General features: G+C 64.3%; 14 protein-coding genes and 4 tRNA genes. 17 read left to right on the top strand and 1 reads right to left on the bottom strand.

The features are described from left to right. Window position 1 precedes the first annotated feature (1 nt). Window positions 2–1,036, top strand: a complete 1,035-nt coding sequence (gene trpD / locus RBT42_RS07315; protein ID WP_320363618.1) for an anthranilate phosphoribosyltransferase — start codon at window positions 2–4, stop codon at window positions 1,034–1,036. Here trpD and RBT42_RS07310 read toward each other — a convergent pair. After that, window positions 999–2,858, bottom strand: coding sequence for a diguanylate cyclase (locus tag RBT42_RS07310; RefSeq protein WP_320363616.1), 1,860 nt, complete (start codon window positions 2,856–2,858; stop codon window positions 999–1,001). The two genes, trpD and RBT42_RS07310, sit on opposite strands and share 38 nt — an antisense overlap. A 149-nt stretch (window positions 2,859–3,007) precedes the next feature. Between RBT42_RS07310 and trpC the strand changes: the two genes are divergently transcribed. From trpC to rpoC, 16 genes are all read left to right on the top strand, one after another. Then, entirely contained in the window at window positions 3,008–3,808 is an 801-nt protein-coding gene (gene trpC, locus RBT42_RS07305; RefSeq protein ID WP_320363614.1) for an indole-3-glycerol phosphate synthase TrpC, read from the top strand. 68 nt (window positions 3,809–3,876) lie between these two features. After that, the gene (locus tag RBT42_RS07300) at window positions 3,877–4,683 is read left to right on the top strand and encodes a uracil-DNA glycosylase (RefSeq protein WP_413785868.1); all 807 of its coding nucleotides are present in this window, start codon (window positions 3,877–3,879) and stop codon (window positions 4,681–4,683) included. An 85-nt stretch (window positions 4,684–4,768) separates the two neighbouring features. Next, entirely contained in the window at window positions 4,769–5,989 is a 1,221-nt protein-coding gene (locus tag RBT42_RS07295) for a glycosyltransferase (RefSeq protein ID WP_320363612.1), read from the top strand. Between the two features lie 55 nt (window positions 5,990–6,044). Further along, window positions 6,045–6,130, top strand: a tRNA-Tyr gene (locus RBT42_RS07290). Between the two features lie 29 nt (window positions 6,131–6,159). After that, window positions 6,160–6,233 (top strand) — tRNA-Gly (locus RBT42_RS07285). Between the two features lie 116 nt (window positions 6,234–6,349). Further along, a tRNA-Thr gene (locus RBT42_RS07280) sits at window positions 6,350–6,424 on the top strand. 53 nt (window positions 6,425–6,477) lie between these two features. Continuing rightward, complete coding sequence (gene tuf, locus RBT42_RS07275) at window positions 6,478–7,668, top strand: elongation factor Tu (protein ID WP_300157813.1); 1,191 nt, start codon at window positions 6,478–6,480, stop codon at window positions 7,666–7,668. A 27-nt stretch (window positions 7,669–7,695) separates the two neighbouring features. Beyond that, window positions 7,696–7,771: transfer RNA gene (locus tag RBT42_RS07270), tRNA-Trp, on the top strand. A gap of 90 nt (window positions 7,772–7,861) precedes the next feature. Continuing rightward, entirely contained in the window at window positions 7,862–8,245 is a 384-nt protein-coding gene (gene secE, locus RBT42_RS07265) for a preprotein translocase subunit SecE (protein ID WP_320363610.1), read from the top strand. A gap of 31 nt (window positions 8,246–8,276) precedes the next feature. Next, a complete protein-coding gene (gene nusG, locus RBT42_RS07260; RefSeq protein ID WP_320363608.1) occupies window positions 8,277–8,843 on the top strand; it encodes a transcription termination/antitermination protein NusG in 567 nt (188 codons plus the stop codon). Window positions 8,844–9,084: 241 nt separating this feature from the next. Next, window positions 9,085–9,516 carry a 50S ribosomal protein L11 gene (rplK, locus tag RBT42_RS07255; RefSeq protein WP_290731334.1) on the top strand — a complete coding sequence of 144 codons (432 nt, stop codon included), beginning with the start codon at window positions 9,085–9,087 and terminating at the stop codon, window positions 9,514–9,516. Window positions 9,517–9,518: 2 nt separating this feature from the next. Continuing rightward, window positions 9,519–10,214: a 50S ribosomal protein L1 gene (rplA, locus tag RBT42_RS07250; RefSeq protein ID WP_320363603.1), complete on the top strand. Its 696-nt coding sequence runs from the start codon at window positions 9,519–9,521 to the stop codon at window positions 10,212–10,214. Window positions 10,215–10,540: 326 nt separating this feature from the next. Then, window positions 10,541–11,071: a 50S ribosomal protein L10 gene (gene rplJ / locus RBT42_RS07245; protein ID WP_320363601.1), complete on the top strand. Its 531-nt coding sequence runs from the start codon at window positions 10,541–10,543 to the stop codon at window positions 11,069–11,071. A gap of 50 nt (window positions 11,072–11,121) precedes the next feature. Next, a complete protein-coding gene (gene rplL, locus RBT42_RS07240; RefSeq protein ID WP_320363599.1) occupies window positions 11,122–11,499 on the top strand; it encodes a 50S ribosomal protein L7/L12 in 378 nt (125 codons plus the stop codon). Window positions 11,500–11,868: 369 nt separating this feature from the next. Then, window positions 11,869–15,996 carry a DNA-directed RNA polymerase subunit beta gene (rpoB, locus tag RBT42_RS07235; protein ID WP_320363598.1) on the top strand — a complete coding sequence of 1,376 codons (4,128 nt, stop codon included), beginning with the start codon at window positions 11,869–11,871 and terminating at the stop codon, window positions 15,994–15,996. Window positions 15,997–16,017: 21 nt separating this feature from the next. After that, entirely contained in the window at window positions 16,018–20,259 is a 4,242-nt protein-coding gene (gene rpoC, locus RBT42_RS07230; RefSeq protein ID WP_320363596.1) for a DNA-directed RNA polymerase subunit beta', read from the top strand. The last annotated feature ends 59 nt before the right edge of the window (window positions 20,260–20,318 follow it).

Below are 20,318 nucleotides of genomic sequence, written 5' to 3'. Positions count from 1 at the left end.
CATGAGCCAGTTGACCGATCCCCAAGCCCTGCAACGCGTCATCGAACACCGCGAGATCTTCCACGACGAGATGCTCGGCCTGATGCGCCGCATCATGACCGGCGAGATGTCGCCCGTCGTCATGGCCGCGCTCATCACCGGCCTGCGCGTCAAGAAGGAAACCGTGGGCGAGATCACCGCTGCCGCTCAGGTCATGCGCGAGTTCGCCACCCCGGTGAAAGTGGCCGACACGGCGAACCTCGTCGACCTGTGCGGCACCGGCGGCGACGGCGCCCACACCTTCAACATCTCGACCACCGCGATGTTCGTGGCTGCGGCCGCGGGTGCGCGCATCGCCAAGCATGGCGGGCGCAGCGTGTCCTCGTCCACCGGCAGCGCCGATGCGCTCGAAGCCCTGGGCGCGGCCATCATGCTCAACGCCGAGCAGGTCGCCCAATGCCTGGCCGACACCGGCGTGGGCTTCATGTTCGCGCCCAGCTTTCACGGCGCCATGAAGCACGCCGCCCCGGTCCGCAAGGAACTGGGCGTGCGCACCCTCTTCAACATCCTCGGCCCGCTCACCAACCCGGCCGGTGCCCCCAACCAGCTCATGGGCGTCTTCCACGCCGACCTGGTGGGCATCATGGCGCGCGTGCTGCAGCGCCTGGGCTCCGACCATGTGCTGGTCGTGCACGGCCGCGACGGCCTCGACGAAATGACCCTGAGCGGTGACACCCTGGTGGCCGAGCTCAAGAACGGTCAGGTCAGCGAGTACACCGTCAACCCGTCCCAGTTTGGTCTGGCCGAACACGACGGCACCCTGCTCAAGGCCGGCAACCGCGAGGCCTCCATCGCCATCATGCGCGCCGTGCTCGACAACCAGAGCGGCCCGGCCCGTGACATCGTGCTGCTCAACGCCGGTGCGGCCATCTATGCCGCCAACGTGGCCGATTCCCTGGCCGATGGCGTCGAGCGCGCCCGTGAGGCCCTCAGCAGCGGTCGCGCTGCCGAGCGTCTGCTCAAGTTTGTGCAGACGACACAGGCTCTGGCGGCCTGAGCTGCGACAGGGCCGTGGGCTGCAGCACACAGCGGTTGCGCCCCTCGGCCTTGGCCTGATAGAGCAGGCGGTCGGCCAGCTGCAGCATCATCGCCATGGCCGTGCGCGGCCCCGGCGTCGCGCAGGCCACCCCGATGCTGACCGTCAAGGGGATCAGCTGGCCCCCGTGGGTCACCGTCAGCGCCGCCACCTCCTGGCGAATGCGCTCGGCCATGTGCATCGCACCGGCCGCATGGGTCTGCGGCAGCACCACCAGAAACTCCTCGCCGCCGTAGCGCATCGCATGGTCGCCCGGGCGGCGCATGATGCGCGCAATCACCTCGGCCACCGCTTTGAGCGCTTCGTCTCCGCCAGCGTGGCCATGCACGTCGTTGACCTGCTTGAAGTGATCGATGTCGATCATCAGCATCGCCAGCGGCTGCTTCCAGCGCACCGCCGTGCCCCAGATTTCGGGCATGCGCTCGGCCAGGAACTGCCGATTGTGCAGGCCCGTCAGGGCGTCGCGCTGCGACAGCTCCTGCAAACGCCCATTGGCCTCAGTCAGCTCACCCAGCGCCTTGTCCAGGTCCTGCGTGCGGGCCAGCACGCGCGCCTCCAGCTCGGCCGCGTGCGCCGTCTGCATGCGCACATGCGCCTCCTGCGCCAGCTTGAGCCGGTGCGCCAGCGCCAGGGACAGCAGCACGAACTCCAGCACCGAGCCGATCTGCATGCCGTAGGTGGTCAGCCAGTTGGGCTCGACTAGGTCGAACATGCTCAGGGACGAGGCGACCACCCCGACCAGCAAGCCGCCGAACGCCGCCATGAAGTAGCGCGCCTGGTGATGCCCGCGCCGCAACATCATCGTCGTGATGCCCAGCAAGATGAGCGGTGCCACCAGGGTCAGCACCGTGCTCAGCTTCACCGCTGGCGCGTAATGCCCCAGCCACAGCACCGGCCAGATCAGCAGGAACAGCCCCTGCAGCCCTTGCATGACCCGATCGGCTCCCGGCGCATGGGTGCGCAGCCCCAGAAACTCCCGGGCGAACAGCGACAGCAGGAGGCCGGCCGTGCTCATGCACAGCGGCAAGGCCCAGTTGCCCCAGTCCGGATGCGCCGGCCACAGGTACTGAAACGCCAGGCCGTTGAGTGTCAGTTGCGCCACGCCGAACGCCGCCACATAGCCGACGTAGTACAGGTGGCTGCGGTCGCGCAGTGACAGGAAGAGCATCAGGTTGTAAAGCAGCATGGCCAGCAGCGCACCGCCATACAGCCCCATCCAACCGAACTCCACCCGGGCCTGAGCCAGCCGCTCCGTCGGCGTGGTCACCACCAGCGGGGCCTGCAGCGAGCCCTGGCTGCGCAGCCGCACATACACCGCCCCGGCCTCCCCCGGTCGCAAAGACAGGTCCACATAAAAGTGCGGATGCGGGATCGGGCGCGTGTCAAAGCGGCGCTGGTCTCCGGTCGCATGGTGCTGCCGCACCCGCCCCCGCGCGTCGACCACATACAGGTCCACCTCGTCGAGCAAGGGGTAGAGCACCCCGAACTGCCAGGCTTCCTGGCTCGGGTGGCGGTTGAGCAGGTCCACGCGCAGCCAGAGGGCCGAGCGGCTGTAGCCAAAGCTCGGCTGGCCCGAAGCCAGCGGCTGCCAGGCGCCCGTGCGGGCGGCGGCCTGCACCTGCGCCAGGGTCCAGCTGCCGCTGGCGTCTTCCAGCACCTGCACCTGGGCGCCTTGCGGGCGCACGGTGCCCGTGGCGTTCAGCACCAGCGTCTCGGCGCGCGCCACGCCGCCGCACAGCAGCCCGCACAGCCACCACGCCATCAGCCAGCCGCGCCATCCCATCCTGCCCACATCGCCTCCTGCACCCCGTGTGTACACATTGTCACCGTCTGTCACAGGCTTGCCAGCCCGGAAAAGCCCTTTTGCCTGGTCCGCTGCGGGTTGCAGGCAAACACCGATAATGTCGACAACTCCTCGCAAAGTGCCTCCTCATGTCCGACATCCTTCAGAAAATCGTTGCCGTCAAACACCAGGAAATCGCCGCCGCCTTGCCTGTGCGCTCCTTCGCCACCGTGCGGGCCGAAGCCGAGGCCCGCAACCGTGACCTGGCCGATGTGCGCGATTTCGTCGGAGCCCTGCGCCGCAAGATCGACGCGGGCCAGGCCGGCGTCATCGCCGAGGTCAAGAAAGCCAGCCCCAGCAAGGGCGTGCTGCGCGAGCACTTCGCCCCGGCCGAGATCGCCGCCAGCTACGCGCGCCACGGCGCCGCCTGCCTGAGCGTGCTCACCGACGCCCAGTTCTTCCAGGGCAGCCCCGCCTACCTGCAAGAAGCCCGTGCCGCCTGCGAACTGCCCGTGCTGCGCAAGGACTTCATGGTCGACGCCTACCAGGTCTACGAGGCCCGCGCCATGGGCGCTGATTGCATCCTGCTGATCGCCGCCTGCCTCGACGATGCCCAGATGGCCGACCTCGAAGCCTGCGCCCACAGCCTGGGCATGGCCGTCCTCGTCGAAGTCCACGACGGAGCCGAACTCGACCGCGCCCTCAAGCTGCGCACCCCGCTCGTCGGCATCAACAACCGCAACCTGCGCACCTTCGAAGTCACGCTCGACACCACGCTCGGCCTGCTGCCCCGCGTCCCGGCCGACCGCCTGCTCGTCACTGAATCCGGCATCCTCAATGCCGCCGATGTGCAGCGCATGCGCGCCGCCCACGTCAACGCCTTCCTGATCGGCGAGGCCTTCATGCGCCAGCCCGATCCCGGTCAGGCCTTGGCCACGCTGTTCGCCTGAGCGCGGTCGTGCCCGCGCCCACCCGTCGCCGCGCCGGCGACCTGGCCAGCTCGGCCACCCAGATCGGCTTGTTTGCTCCTGAGTCGGCGGCATCGGCGTCGTCCCAAGCCGGCGTCACGCTCAAGCCTTGCGCGCCCACGGCGGTGCCTGCCGCGCTGGCGCAGCCCCTGTCGAGCCTGTTCGACGCCGTGCCGTCCGACTGGCGCACGGTCACCGAGCCTTTTCGCGTCAGTGTCCTGGGCCAGACGCTGATCGCCCGCGTCGATGCCGCCTGCCGCCAAGGCGCCACCGTCTACCCCGCCGATGTGTTCGCGGCCTTGTGCCACACCCGGCGCGACCACGTCAAGGTCGTCATCCTCGGCCAGGATCCCTACCACGGCCCCGGACAGGCCCACGGCCTGGCCTTCTCGGTGGCGCCCGGGCAGGCCATCCCCCCCAGCCTGCGCAACATCCGCAAGGAACTCGCGCGCGACCTCGGTCTGACCCCGCCGGCTCACGGCTGCCTGCAAGCCTGGGCCGAGCGCGGCGTGCTCCTGCTCAACACCGTGCTCACGGTCGAGGCCACCCAGGCCGCCAGCCACGCCGGCTGGGGCTGGGAGGCCCTCACCGATGCCCTGATCGCCGCCGTGGCGGCCGACGCCCACCCTTGCGTCTTCCTGCTCTGGGGGGCGCACGCCCAGCGCAAGCGGGCCCTGATCGAGCAGGCCATGTCGGCCCGAGAGGGCGCCGCCGCCCACCTCATCCTGCAGGCCAACCACCCCTCGCCGCTGTCCGCCACCCGGGGCCCGGCACCCTTCATCGGCTGCGGCCACTTCGGCCAGGCCCAGGCTTTCTGGCGCGCCCAGGGCCACGCCCTCGACTGGTCGCTCGCCTGACCCGCATCAAGGGGACGGCCGACACGCCTGACCTCGTGGACAATGCGCCCTCCCATGCTGTTCGCTCTCCCTGAGGTTGTTGCCCATGCGCCTGGCGCTGCTGTCCCCCCTGCCGCCTGATCCCTCCCGCCTGGCGCGCCACGCCGCGCAGTTCCGCCGTGCCCTCAACCTCGGCGGCATCGACGTGCTCACGCCGCTCGTCGGGCAGCGCCCGCTGGAGAGCCTCCAGGCCGCCCGCGCCTGGGTCGCCGAGCGCGACTGGCGCGGGGTCGACGTCGTGCACGCCGAACTCGCCCCTGGCCAGCGCACTGTGTATTGGGTCATGCAGGCCCTGGCCCGCCTGCCCGAGGGCCCGGCGCTCACCGCCACGGTCCATGCGCCACCCGTTCTGCTCGGCCAGCCCCTTCACGCTCCGTTTGCGGGTCTGTATCACACCCGCTGGCTACCGCGCCTGTCGCGCCAGGCCAGCGCCTGGCTGGCGTCGCCCTTCACCCGCCACAGTGATCGCCGTCTCGCCCGCCGCCTGGCTGGCGTCCTGTGCACGAGCGAAGCCGAGGCGACGCGCCTGGCCCGTCGCCTGCGCCTGCCACGCGAGCGCATCACCGTGCTCCCCCAGGGCTTGCCCGAAACCGGGTGCCAGCCCCTGCCCCCGGGACCGCTCAGGCTCCTGTGTCTGAGCGGTCCCGGACAGGCCCTGCGCCCGCTGCAAGACCTCGTGGCCGCACTGACCCAGTTGGCCGCACAAGCCACGCCAGAGGGTGATCCCCTGCCCTCGTGGCAGCTCACCCTGGCCGGCGCCACCGCGGCCTCCTGCTTCGAGCCCCCGCGCCACGACCCGCTCACGCGCCTGCAGACCGACCTCCGCCTCAAGGCGCTGGGCGAGCGCATCACCTGGCAGCTCGACCCCGACCCGCAGGATCTGCCTGCCCTGATGGCCGCACATCACCTCCTGGTGCTGCCCGAGCGCCCCCAGCCCTGGGGCCTGGGGGGCACCGAGCCCGGCCCGACCTCGCCCCAGGCGGCCTCCGAGCTGGCCCTGGCTGTGGGGCGTCCCATGCTGGTGGCGCAGCAAAGCGGGCTGGCCGAGCAGGTCGCCTCGGGCAATGGCGCCACCTACACGGGCACTGACGCCGCCGCCCTGATGGCTGTGCTGCAGGACCTGCTCACCGATCCGGAGCGCCTGAGCGCCTGGGCCGCCCAGGCTCACCGGCAGGCCGCAAGCCGTCAATGGCCCCAGCTGAGCGCGCGATACGTCGGGTTTTTCCAACAGGTATTGGGCCGCTCGGGGCGCCGCGCCACAAAATAATTTCCGCAGGGCTTGCGAGTCGCAAAAAAGCTCTGCTATAGTTGCGGTCTTCCCTGGAGGGGTGCCCGAGTGGCTAAAGGGGGCAGACTGTAAATCTGTTGGCTTACGCCTACGCTGGTTCGAATCCAGCCTCCTCCACCAGGGAAACCTAATTCAAGAATCACTCCCGAGCGGGAGTAGTTCAATGGTAGAACCTTAGCCTTCCAAGCTAATGACGCGGGTTCGATTCCCGTCTCCCGCTCCACGGTCACGGTTCTGTCAATTTAGGCGTGGTAAAGTCGCGGTCTTCGTCGATGCGGAGGTCGCAGTGTCAAGTCGGCACAGGTTTGGGTTTCATCCCAAGTCCAGACCTGTGTCGATGCCCATGTGGCTCAGTGGTAGAGCACTCCCTTGGTAAGGGAGAGGTCGGCAGTTCGATCCTGCCCATGGGCACCACACCTCCCATCTTCTTTCTTCGACTCACTTCAGAATCGCTAGGGGCGAGAATCATGGCAAAAGGTAAGTTTGAGCGGACCAAGCCGCACGTCAACGTCGGCACCATCGGTCACGTTGACCATGGCAAGACCACGCTGACGGCTGCAATCACCACCGTTCTGTCCAAGAAGTTCGGCGGCGAAGCCAAGGGCTACGACATGATCGACGCAGCGCCTGAAGAAAAGGCCCGCGGCATCACCATCAACACCGCTCACGTTGAGTACGAAACGGCCAACCGCCACTACGCTCACGTTGACTGCCCCGGCCACGCCGACTACGTCAAGAACATGATCACCGGTGCCGCCCAGATGGACGGCGCGATCCTGGTGTGCTCGGCCGCTGACGGCCCGATGCCCCAGACCCGTGAACACATCCTGCTGTCCCGTCAGGTGGGCGTGCCTTACATCATCGTCTTCCTGAACAAGGCTGACCTGGTGGACGACGCCGAACTGCTGGAACTGGTCGAAATGGAAGTGCGCGAGCTGCTGTCCAAGTACGACTTCCCTGGCGACGACACCCCGATCATCAAGGGTTCTGCCCGTCTGGCCCTCGACGGCGACACCGGCGAGCTGGGCGAGCAAGCCATCATGAAGCTGGCCGAAGCCCTGGACACCTACATCCCCACGCCTGAGCGCGCCATCGACGGCACGTTCCTGATGCCTGTGGAAGACGTGTTCTCGATCTCGGGCCGCGGCACCGTGGTGACCGGCCGTATCGAGCGCGGCATCATCAAGGTCGGCGAAGAAATCGAAATCGTCGGTATCAAGGCCACCCAGAAGACCACCTGCACGGGCGTGGAAATGTTCCGCAAGCTGCTGGACCAAGGTCAAGCTGGCGACAACGTCGGTATCCTGCTGCGCGGCACCAAGCGTGAAGACGTGGAACGCGGCCAAGTGCTGTGCAAGCCCGGCTCCATCAAGCCGCACACGCACTTCACCGGCGAAATCTACGTCCTGTCCAAGGACGAAGGTGGCCGTCACACGCCTTTCTTCAACAACTACCGTCCTCAGTTCTACTTCCGTACGACTGACGTGACCGGTTCCATCGAGCTGCCGGCAGACAAGGAAATGGTCATGCCTGGCGACAACGTGTCGATCACCGTCAAGCTGATCGCCCCGATCGCCATGGAAGAAGGCCTGCGTTTTGCTATCCGCGAAGGCGGCCGTACCGTCGGCGCCGGCGTGGTTGCCAAGATCCTCGACTAATCGTTCTCTGACTCGGATTTGGCCAATAGGGGTATAGCTCAATTGGCAGAGCGTCGGTCTCCAAAACCGAAGGTTGTAGGTTCGATTCCTACTGCCCCTGCCAACCACCCCGAGTCTCGAGACTGACGCTGTTCCACAGCAGCCCGCAGACCTGAAAAGGTCCGCGGGCTTTGCCGCCTCAATCATCACGTTCATGTCCAGCACGCAAATCGAAACCGTCACGACGGGCGCCGACAAGGCCAAACTGGCTGCGGCCGGTCTTCTGGTCGTGGGTGGTGTGGCCACCTTCTATCTGCTGGGTCAGCAGAGCCTGTGGTTGCGCGTGGTGGCGCTGCTGGTCCTGATCGCGGCCGGCGTGGGGGTGTTCTTCTCCTCGGCGCAAGGCAAGGAACTCTTCGCCTACGGGCAAGATGCACTCAAGGAATTGCGCAAGGTGGTGTGGCCGACCCGCCCCGAAGCCACGCAGATGACCTTGTACGTCTTTGCCTTTGTGGTGGTCATGGCGCTGTTCCTGTGGCTGACCGACAAGACCCTGGAGTGGGTGCTCTACAGCCTGATCCTGGGCTGGAAGCAGTGATTCCTGGCATACACAACACAAGGCTGAACCCATGAGCGACGTCCAGACCGCCTCCGCCACCACCGCCCCGCTGCGCTGGTATGTGGTGCACGCCTACTCCGGCATGGAGAAGGCTGTAGAACGCAACCTGCGCGAACGCATCGATCGCGCCGGCATGCAGGACCAGTTTGGTCGCATCCTCGTGCCCACCGAAGAAGTGGTCGAGGTCAAGAACGGCAAGAAGTCCGTGACCGAGCGCCGTTTCTTCCCTGGCTACGTGCTGGTCGAAATGGTCATGAGCGACGACACCTGGCACTTGGTCAAGAACACGTCCAAGGTCACCGGTTTCGTGGGCGGCGCCAAGAACCGTCCCTCCCCCATCTCGGAAGACGAAGTCATGAAGATCGTCAACCAGATGAAGGAAGGCATCGAGAAGCCGCGTCCCAAGGTCGAGTGGGAAGTGGGCGAGGTGGTCCGCGTCAAGGAAGGCCCCTTCACCGACTTCAACGGCTCCATCGAAGAAGTCAATTACGACAAGTCCAAGCTGCGCGTGTCCGTCACTATTTTCGGTCGCGCCACCCCGGTGGAGTTGGACTTCGGTCAGGTCGAGAAGATCTGACCCTGGGCCGGGCCGCTGGTCGGGCACTTGCCTGATGGGGTTGGTTCGATCCATAATGCTAGATTCTGCTCGGACCTGAGCATGAGCGGCGCCAAGATGCGAGTCTTGCGCCGCTTGAACATGTCCCGTACCAGGCGCGAACGAGACCGCGTCAAGAGGAGCCAGGAAGTTCGTGCCGAACAAGCCTGGCGTTTGACTCAACCGGATCGACGTGGCCGTCGGACGGTTCTAGGAGAAAGTTATGGCCAAGAAGATTATCGGCTTCATCAAGCTGCAAATCCCGGCTGGCAAGGCGAACCCTTCGCCTCCGGTCGGTCCCGCGCTGGGTCAGCGCGGCCTGAACATCATGGAGTTCTGCAAGGCGTTCAACGCCCAGACCCAAGGTGTCGAGCCCGGTCTGAAGCTGCCCGTGGTCATCACGGCGTTCGCTGACAAGTCCTTCACCTTCATCATCAAGACGCCGCCCGCGACCGTCCTGCTGAAGAAGGCCGCCAAGATCGAGAAGGGCTCGCCCCGTCCTCAGTCTGACAAGGTGGGCAAGCTGACCCGTGAGCAGCTGGAAGAAATCGCCAAGACCAAGCAGAAGGACCTGACCGCTGCCGATCTGGACGCTGCCGTCCGCACGATCGCCGGTTCGGCTCGTTCGATGGGCATCATCGTGGAGGGTGTGTGATCATGGCCAAGCTGACCAAACGCCAACAAGCTTTCGCTGGCAAGGTGGAAACCACCAAGCTGTACGCCATCGAAGAAGCCCTGACCCTGATCAAGCAAGCTGCTGTCGCCAAGTTCGATGAATCCATCGACGTGGCCGTGCAACTGGGCGTGGACGCCAAGAAGTCCGACCAGGTGGTGCGTGGCGCTGTCGTGATGCCCAACGGCACCGGCAAGACCAAGCGCGTGGCCGTGTTCGCCCAAGGTGCCAAGGCTGAAGAAGCCAAGGCTGCCGGCGCTGACATCGTCGGCATGGAAGACCTGGCCGAGCAGATCAAGGCTGGCAACATCAACTTCGACGTGGTCATCGCCTCGCCGGACACGATGCGCATCGTCGGTACCCTGGGTACCGTGCTGGGTCCCCGCGGCCTGATGCCCAACCCCAAGGTCGGCACCGTCACCCCCGACGTCGCCACCGCTGTCAAGAACGCCAAGGCTGGCCAGGTCCAGTTCCGCGTTGACAAGGCCGGCATCATCCACGGCACCATCGGCCGTCGCTCGTTCGACGACGACAAGCTCAAGGGCAACCTGGCTGCGCTGCTCGACGCCCTGACCAAGCTGAAGCCTGCTTCCAGCAAGGGTGTGTACCTGCGCAAGGTCGCCGTCTCGTCCACCATGGGTGTGGGCGTGCGCGTCGATGTGAACAGCATCACCGGCTGATTGTCATCAGACAACGTCATGCCTTCGCGGCATGACCGGGCCCACGCGAGTCTGGCGTGAGTGCCTGAACCACATTGGTGGGTCGATGCATCGTGGCATGCCACGGTGCATCGGGCTATCAAAGACCGTAGGCGCTGTGGCGCACGCTGTATCCGGTGTGTCGCGGCTTAATGCACAGCCTACGCAGATGGCGTCCCCGCTGTTGAAGTTTCCTCGCTGCCCCTGGGTGGCGTGGGTTCCGAGGCAGAAGGTCGCTGAAACTGGGTGTGCCCGGAGGTTCATCCCCTGTGGGATGGTGCCAAAAGGCATGTTTGAAGGAGTAGACCTTGAGTCTCAATCGCAACGAGAAAGAAGCCGTCATTGCGGAAGTGGCTGCCCAAGCGGGCAAGTCGCAGACGCTTGCACTGGCTGAGTACCGCGGTCTCACGGTGGCTCAACTGGATCAGCTGCGCAAGAACGCCCGTGCCCAAGGCGTGTATCTTCATGTTCTGAAGAACACCCTGGCCCGTCGCGCTGTTGCTGGCACCCCGTTTGAAGTCGCTGCCGAGTCCATGACCGGCCCGCTGATCTACGGCTTCTCTGAAGATGCCGTGGCAGCTGCCAAGGTGATCGCTGACTTTGCCAAGGGCAATGACAAGCTGGTCATCAAGGCTGGCGCATACGCCGGCAAGGCTCTGGACGCCAATGGCGTCAAGGCACTGGCCTCGATCCCCAGCAAGGAAGTCCTGCTGGCTCAGATCTGTGGTCTGCTGCAGTCGCCGATCTCGGGCCTGGCCCGCGTTCTGGCTGCTGTGGGCGAGCAAAAGGGTGGTGGCGCAGCCGCCCCCGCCGCCGAAGAAGCAGCTCCGGCTGCCTGAGCGACCGCTTCGTACCGTATTTAACATCTAACCGATTTTAGGAACCCAAAATGGCATTCGATAAAGACGCATTCCTGACCGCCCTGGACAGCATGTCCGTGATGGAACTCAACGAGCTGGTCAAGGCCATCGAAGAGAAGTTCGGCGTGTCCGCTGCCGCCATGGCTGCTCCCGCTGCTGGCGGTGCTGCTGGTGGCGCTGCTGCCGCTGAAGAGAAGACCGAGTTCAACGTTGTCCTGACCGGCGCTGGCGCCAACAAGGTCGGCGTCATCAAGGCCGTGCGTGAAATCACCGGTCTGGGTCTGAAGGAAGCCAAGGACCTGGTCGACGGCGCTCCCAAGAACGTCAAGGAAGGCGTTGCCAAGGCTGACGCTGAAGCCGCTGTCAAGAAGCTGGTTGAAGCTGGCGCTACCGCCGAAATGAAGTAATCCCCTGGCCCGCCTTGCGCGGGTCTGTGGATCAGAGGCTGCTCTCCGTCAGGAGGGCAGCCTTTTGGTGTCTGAGGAGTCAAATCCTCGAGAACAGCCGAGAAACCCCGCAGTGTTACACTGACGGGTTTCTCGAGTGTTCTCTGAACCGACTGCGGAGAACCGGTTTGGTCGAGCCCGGGTGCCATCCATCATGGCGCCGGGGTTGTCAGCCAGCGGTTGGTAGTGGCCAACCACCAAGCCTCGGTGCCGACTTTCCACAAAAGCGGCCCGAATGGCCAGTCGCCGAACAACGGGCTGTTTCCTTGGCCGGGAGACAGCTGGAATTCGAAGCGGGACACCCCTTTTGGTGCCCGAAACGGAGAGTTTATGGCGCAAGCAACCCCCTACAGCTACACCGAGCGCAAGCGGATTCGCAAGAGCTTTGGCAAGCGCGGCAGCGTACTGAACGTGCCTTATCTGCTGACGATGCAGAAGGATTCGTACGTCGCATTCCTGCAAAAGGATGTGCCGCCCCAACAACGCAAACCCGAAGGCCTGCAAGCCGCTTTCCTCTCGGCGTTCCCCATTGTTTCGCACAATGGCTTCGTCGAGATGAAGTTCATCGAATTCAACATCGCCAAGCCGGCGTTCGATGAGCGCGAGTGCCAGCTGCGGGGCTTGACCTTTGCGTCGGCCGTGCGTGCGCGCCTGCAGATGATCATCTATGACCGCGAGACATCGACCTCGCAGTCCAAGGTGGTCAAGGAAGTGAAGGAGCAAGAGGTCTACATGGGTGAAGTGCCCCTGATGACCGACTACGGCTCTTTCATCATCAACGGGACCGAGCGCGTCATCGTCTCGCAGCTGCACCGCTCGCCGGGCGTGTTCTTCGAGCACGACAAGGGCAAGACCCACTCGTCGGGCAAGCTGCTGTTCAGCGCCCGCATCATCCCCTACCGTGGCTCGTGGCTGGACTTCGAATTCGATCCGAAGGACCTGCTGTACTTCCGCGTGGACCGTCGCCGCAAGATGCCGGTGACGACCCTGCTGAAGGCCATCGGCATGAACAACGAGCAGATCCTGGAAACCTTCTTCCAGTTCGATCGCATCAAGCTGATGGACGCCGGCGCGCTGCTGGCCTTCGTGCCCGAGCGCTTCAAGGGTGAGGTCGCCCGCTTCGACATCATCGACAAGTCCGGCACGGTCATTGTCGAGAAGGACAAGCGCATCACCGCGCGTCACACCCGCCAACTGGAACAGTCCGGTACCACGCACCTGAGCGTGCCCGAGGACTTCCTGCTGGGCCGCGTGCTGGCCAAGAACCAGATCGACCCCGACACGGGCGAGCTGATCGCCAAGGCCAACGAAGAGCTGACCGAAGCCCTGCTCAAGAAGCTGCGCTCGGCCGGCATCCTCGACATCGACGTCCTGTTCACGAACGAGCTGGACCAAGGCGCCTACATCTCGCAAACGCTGGCCACCGACGAAACCGCCGATGAGCTGGCCGCCCGCGTGGCCATCTACCGCATGATGCGCCCTGGCGAGCCGCCGACCGAAGACGCCGTGCAGGCCCTGTTCCAGCGCCTGTTCTACTCGGAAGACACGTACGACCTGTCGCGCGTGGGCCGCATGAAGTTCAACGCCCGCGTGGGCCGCGACGAGAGCACCGGCGCCATGGTCCTGTCCAACGAGGACATCCTGGCCGTCGTCAAGATCCTGGTCGAGCTGCGCAATGGCCGCGGTGAAGTCGACGACATCGACCACCTGGGCAACCGTCGCGTGCGTTGCGTGGGCGAGTTGGCCGAGAACCAGTACCGTTCGGGTCTGGCGCGCATCGAGAAGGCCGTCAAGGAGCGTCTGGGCCAGGCCGAGACCGAAGCCCTGATGCCGCACGACCTGATCAACTCCAAGCCCATCTCGGCGGCGTTGAAGGAGTTCTTCGGTGCGTCGCAGCTGTCGCAGTTCATGGACCAGACCAACCCCCTGTCGGAAATCACGCACAAGCGTCGTGTCTCCGCCCTGGGCCCGGGTGGTCTGACCCGCGAACGTGCCGGCTTCGAAGTGCGCGACGTGCACCCGACCCACTACGGTCGCGTGTGCCCGATCGAAACGCCTGAAGGTCCGAACATCGGTCTGATCAACTCGCTGGCTCTGTACGCCCGCCTCAACGAGTACGGTTTCCTCGAAACCCCGTACCGTCGCGTGGTGGACGGCAAGACCACGATGCAGATCGACTACCTGTCGGCCATCGAAGAAGGCAAGTACGTGATCGCGCAGGCCAACGCCTCGCTCGACGCCGAAGGCCGTCTGATCGACGAGCTGGTCTCGGCCCGTGAAAACGGTGAATCCGTGCTGACCAGCCCCGAGCGCATCCAGTACATGGACGTGGCCCCGACGCAGATCGTGTCGGTCGCGGCCTCGCTCGTGCCCTTCCTGGAGCACGACGACGCGAACCGCGCGTTGATGGGCGCCAACATGCAGCGTCAGGCCGTGCCTGTGCTGCGCCCCGAAAAGGCCATGGTCGGTACCGGCATCGAGCGCGTTGCCGCGGTCGACTCGGGCACCGTCGTGGTGGCCAAGCGTGGCGGCATCGTGGACTATGTCGATACCAACCGTGTGGTGATCCGCGTGGCCGACGCCGAGACCGTCGCCGGCGAAGTGGGTGTGGACATCTACAACCTGATCAAGTACCAGCGTTCCAACCAGAACACCAACATTCACCAGCGCCCCATCGTCAAGCGCGGTGACGTGGTGGCCAAGGGTGACGTGGTGGCCGACGGCGCATCGACCGACCTGGGCGAACTCGCTCTGGGTCAGAACATGCTGATCGCCTTCATGCCCTGGAACGGCTACAACTTCGAAGACTCGATCATGATCTCCGAGCGCGTGGTCGCCGAAGATCGCTACACCTCGATCCACATCGAGGAACTGGTCGTGATGGCCCGTGACACCAAGCTGGGCTCCGAAGAAATCACCCGGGACATCCCGAACCTCTCGGAGAACCAACTGGCCCGTCTGGACGAGTCCGGCATCGTGTACGTTGGTGCCGAAGTCGGCCCCGGCGATGTGCTGGTCGGCAAGGTGACGCCGAAGGGCGAAACCACCCTGACCCCGGAAGAGAAGCTGCTGCGCGCCATCTTCGGCGAGAAGGCGTCCGACGTGAAGGACACCTCGCTGCGCGTGGACCAGGGCACCATGGGCACCGTCATCGACGTGCAGGTCTTCACCCGTGAAGGCATCCAGCGTGACAAGCGCGCCCAGCAGATCATCGACGATGAACTCAAGCGCTTCCGCCTGGACCTGAACGACCAGCTGCGCATCGTGGAAGCCGACGCCTTCGACCGGATCAAGAAGCTCCTGATCGGCAAGGTGGCCAATGGCGGTCCGAACAAGCTGGCCAAGGGCTCGGCGATCGACGAAGCCTACCTGGCATCCGTCGAGAAGTTCCACTGGTTCGACATCCGTCCGGAAGACGGCGAGCTGGCCAACCAGCTGGAAAGCATCAAGAACTCGCTGGAGCAGACCCGCCACAGCTTCGACTTGGCTTTCGAAGAAAAGCGCAAGAAGCTGACCCAAGGCGACGAGCTGCCCGCTGGCGTGCTCAAGATGGTCAAGGTCCACCTGGCCGTCAAGCGCCGCCTGCAGCCTGGCGACAAGATGGCCGGCCGTCACGGTAACAAGGGTGTGGTCTCCAAGATCGTTCCGATCGAAGACATGCCTCACCTCGCCGATGGCACCCCCGCTGACATCGTGCTGAACCCGTTGGGCGTGCCCTCGCGGATGAACGTGGGTCAGATTCTGGAAGTCCACCTGGGCTGGGCCGCCAAGGGCATCGGTCAGCGCATCGGCGACATGCTGCAGCGCGAAGCCGCCGTGGCCGAGCTGCGCAAGTTCATGGACGAGCTCTACAACCAGTCGGGCGGCAAGCCGGTCGACGTGGACAGCCTGAGCGACGACCAGGTCATCGAGATGGCCGGCAACCTGTCCAAGGGTGTCACCTTCGCGACCCCGGTGTTCGACGGTGCCAAGGACTCGGAAATCCGCGCCATGCTGCAGCTGGCTTACCCCGCCGACATCGCCAAGGCCAAGGGCCTGACGCCGACGCGCACGCAAGCCACCTTGTACGACGGCCGCACCGGCGACGCCTTCGAGCGTCCGGTCACGGTGGGTTACATGCACTTCCTGAAGCTGCACCACTTGGTCGACGACAAGATGCACGCCCGCTCCACCGGTCCCTACTCCCTGGTCACGCAGCAGCCGCTGGGTGGTAAGGCGCAGTTCGGTGGTCAGCGCTTCGGTGAAATGGAAGTGTGGGCCCTGGAAGCGTACGGCGCGTCCTACGTGCTGCAGGAAATGCTCACGGTCAAGTCCGACGACGTCAATGGCCGTACCAAGGTTTACGAGAGCATCGTCAAGGGCGAGCACTCGATCGAAGCCGGTATGCCTGAGTCGTTCAATGTGTTGGTCAAGGAAATCCGTTCCTTGGGCATCGACATCGAACTTGAACGTAACTGATTTTAGGAATAGGAGCGCCCCATGAAAGGTTTGCTGGACCTGTTCAAGCAATTCACGCCGGATGAGCATTTCGATGCCATCAAGATCGGCCTGGCCTCGCCCGAGAAGATCCGTTCGTGGTCTTTCGGCGAAGTGAAGAAGCCTGAAACCATCAACTACCGTACGTTCAAGCCCGAGCGTGACGGCCTGTTCTGCGCCAAGATCTTTGGCCCGATCAAGGACTACGAGTGCCTGTGCGGCAAGTACAAGCGCCTCAAGCACCGCGGTGTGATCTGCGAGAAGTGCGGCGTCGAAGTGACCCAGACCAAGGTCCGTCGTGACCGCATGGGCCACATCGAACTGGCTGCGCCTTGCGCTCACATCTGGTTCCTGAAGTCGCTGCCGTCGCGTCTGGGCCTGGTGCTCGACATGACGCTGCGCGACATCGAACGCGTGCTGTACTTCGAAGCCTACGTGGTCGTGGACCCCGGCATGACCCCGCTGAAAAAGTTCAGCATCATGTCGGAAGACGACTACGACGCGAAGCGTGCCGAGTACGGTGATGAGTTCGAAGCCCTGATGGGCGCCGAAGGCATCCAGAAGTTGCTGGCCGAGATGGACCTCGACGTCGAGATCGACAAGCTGCGCAACGACATGACCGGCTCCGAGCTGAAGGTCAAGAAGAACAGCAAGCGCCTGAAGGTCATGGAGGCCTTCAAGAAGTCGGGCATCAAGCCCAACTGGATGGTGCTGGAAGTGCTGCCCGTGCTGCCGCCGGACCTGCGTCCGCTGGTACCGCTGGACGGCGGTCGTTTCGCGACCTCTGACCTGAACGATCTGTATCGTCGCGTCATCAACCGCAACAACCGTCTGGCCCGTCTGCTGGAGCTGAAGGCCCCCGAGATCATCGTGCGCAACGAAAAGCGCATGCTGCAGGAATCGGTGGACTCGCTGCTGGACAACGGCCGTCGCGGCAAGGCCATGACCGGTGCGAACAAGCGTGCCCTGAAGTCGCTGGCCGACATGATCAAGGGCAAGAGCGGTCGCTTCCGTCAGAACCTGCTGGGTAAGCGCGTCGACTACTCCGGTCGTTCCGTGATCACCGTGGGCCCGACCCTGAAGCTGCACCAGTGCGGTCTGCCCAAGCTGATGGCCCTGGAGCTGTTCAAGCCCTTCATCTTCGCGCGTCTGGAAGCGATGGGCATTGCCACGACCATCAAGGCCGCCAAGAAGGAAGTCGAATCCGGCACGCCGGTGGTGTGGGACATCCTGGAAGAGGTCATCAAGGAACACCCCGTGATGCTGAACCGTGCGCCGACGCTGCACCGTTTGGGCATCCAGGCGTTCGAGCCTGTGCTGATCGAAGGCAAGGCCATCCAGCTGCACCCGCTGGTTTGCGCGGCCTTCAACGCCGACTTCGACGGTGACCAGATGGCCGTTCACGTGCCGCTGTCGATCGAAGCCCAGATGGAAGCCCGCACGCTGATGCTGGCCTCCAACAACGTGCTGTTCCCCGCCAACGGCGAACCCTCCATCGTGCCGTCGCAAGACGTGGTGCTGGGTCTGTACTACGCCACCCGCGAGCGCACGAACGGCAAGGGCGAAGGCATGGTGTTTGCCGACATCCCCGAACTCCAGCGTGCGCTGGACAACGGTGTGGTCGAGATCACCGCCAAGATCAACATCCGTCTGACCGAGTACACCAAGGACAAGGCCACGGGCGAGTTCATCCCCGAAACCAAGCTGGTCGAGACCACCGTCGGTCGCGCCTTGCTGTCCGAGATCCTGCCCAAGGGCCTGCCTTTTGCGAACATCAACAAGGCGCTCAAGAAGAAGGAAATCTCGCGTCTGATCAACACCTCGTTCCGCAAGTGCGGTCTGAAGGAAACCGTGGTGCTGGCTGACAAGCTGCTGCAAAACGGCTTCCGTCTGGCCACGCGCGCCGGCATCTCGATCGCCATCGACGACATGCTGGTGCCCAAGCAGAAGTACGAGCTGATCGAGCACGCCGAGAAGGAAGTCAAGGAAATCGAACAACAGTACGTCTCCGGTCTGGTGACCGCGGGTGAGCGCTACAACAAGGTGGTGGACATCTGGGGCAAGACCGGCGACGAAGTCGGCAAGGTCATGATGTCGCAGCTGTCCAAGCAAAAGACCATCGACCGCCACGGCAACGAAGTCGATCAGGAATCGTTCAACTCGATTTACATGATGGCCGACTCCGGCGCCCGTGGTTCGGCTGCCCAGATCCGCCAGCTGGCCGGTATGCGCGGCCTGATGGCCAAGCCTGACGGCTCCATCATCGAGACCCCCATCACGGCGAACTTCCGTGAAGGTCTGAACGTGTTGCAGTACTTCATCTCCACCCACGGTGCCCGTAAGGGTCTGGCCGACACGGCGTTGAAGACCGCGAACTCGGGCTACCTGACCCGTCGTCTGGTGGACGTGACGCAAGACCTGGTCGTGACCGAAGACGATTGCGGCACCGACCAAGGCATCGCCACCCGCGCGCTGGTCGAAGGCGGTGAAGTCATCGAATCGCTGCGTGACCGCATCCTGGGTCGCGTGCCGGCCGTGGACGTGCTGAACCCCGAAACCCAGGAAGTCCTGATCCCCGCCGGCACCATGCTGGACGAGGACGTGCTGGACATCCTGGAAGCCGCCGGCGTCGACGAAGTCAAGGTCCGCACCCCGCTGACCTGCGCGACCCGTTACGGTCTGTGCGCCAAGTGCTATGGCCGCGACCTGGGCCGTGGCGGTCTGGTGAACGCTGGCGAAGCCGTGGGCGTGATCGCTGCGCAGTCCATCGGTGAGCCCGGTACCCAGCTGACGATGCGTACCTTCCACATTGGTGGTGCCGCTTCGCGTGCCGCCATCGCCTCGAGCGTGGAAGCCAAGTCCGACGGCATCATCGGCTTCAATGCCACGATGCGTTACGTGACCAACGGCAAGGGCGAGCTGGTGGTGATTTCCCGTTCCGGCGAAATCGTCATCACCGACCCACACGGCCGTGAGCGTGAGCGTCACAAGGTGCCCTACGGTGCGATCCTGACGATCAAGGCCGACCAGACGATCAAGGCTGGCACGAATCTGGCGAACTGGGACCCGCTGACCCGTCCGATCATCACCGAGTTCGGTGGTACCGCCCGCTTCGAGAACGTCGAAGAAGGCGTGACCGTGGCCAAGCAGGTGGACGAAGTGACCGGTCTGTCGACCCTGGTCGTGATCGATCCGAAGCGCCGTGGCGCGGCCAAGATCGTGCGTCCGCAGGTCAAGCTGCTCGACGGTAATGGCCAGGAAGTCAAGATCCCGGGCACCGATCACCCGGTGACCATCGGCTTCCAGGTCGGCGCGCTGATCCAGGTGCGTGACGGTCAAGAGCTGCACCCCGGTGAAGTGCTGGCCCGTATCCCTATCGAAGGTCAGAAGACCCGCGACATCACCGGCGGTCTGCCGCGTGTGGCCGAGTTGTTCGAAGCCCGCTCGCCCAAGGACAAGGGCTCGCTGGCCGAGATCACGGGTACCGTGTCCTTCGGTAAGGAAACCAAGGGCAAGGTTCGCCTGCAGATCACCAGCCCTGAAGGTCAGGTTTGGGAAGATCTGGTGCCGAAGGAAAAGAACATCCTGGTGCACGAAGGCCAAGTCGTGAACAAGGGCGAATCCATCGTCGACGGTCCGGCCGATCCGCAGGACATCCTGCGTCTGCTGGGCATCGAAGAGCTGGCTCGCTACATCGTCGACGAAGTGCAGGACGTCTACCGTCTGCAGGGTGTGAAGATCAACGACAAGCACATCCAGGTGATCGTTCGCCAGATGCTGCGCCGCGTGCAGATCGTCAACCCGGGCGACACCCACTACATCGTGGGCGAGCAGGTCGAGCGTTCGGAGCTGCTGGACACGAACGACAAGATGCGCGCCGAGGGCAAGATGATCGCGACGCACAGCGATGTGCTGCTGGGCATCACCAAGGCCTCGCTGTCGACCGACTCCTTCATCTCGGCCGCTTCCTTCCAGGAAACGACCCGCGTGCTGACCGAGGCTGCCATCATGGGCAAGCGCGACGAGCTGCGTGGCCTGAAGGAAAACGTCATCGTGGGTCGCCTGATCCCCGCTGGTACCGGCATGGCTTACCACCAGGCTCGCAAGGCCAAGGAAGAGATGGACGACAGCGAACGTCGCGCCATCGCCATGCAGGAAGCCCAGGAGCGCGCCGCGCTCGAACTGGCTGCCCTGGATGACGAAGCCGATGCCACCGCTGCCGAGGGTGATGCCGCAGCCGAATAAGCTGCACGCACCCGCCTGAAAGCGCAAAGCGCCAGCGCCCTCACGGGCCTGGCGCTTTT

Source organism: Aquabacterium sp. (assembly GCF_034003525.1).
Classification (GTDB): domain Bacteria; phylum Pseudomonadota; class Gammaproteobacteria; order Burkholderiales; family Burkholderiaceae_C; genus Aquabacterium.
This window is presented reverse-complemented; position numbering and strand designations above follow the sequence as displayed.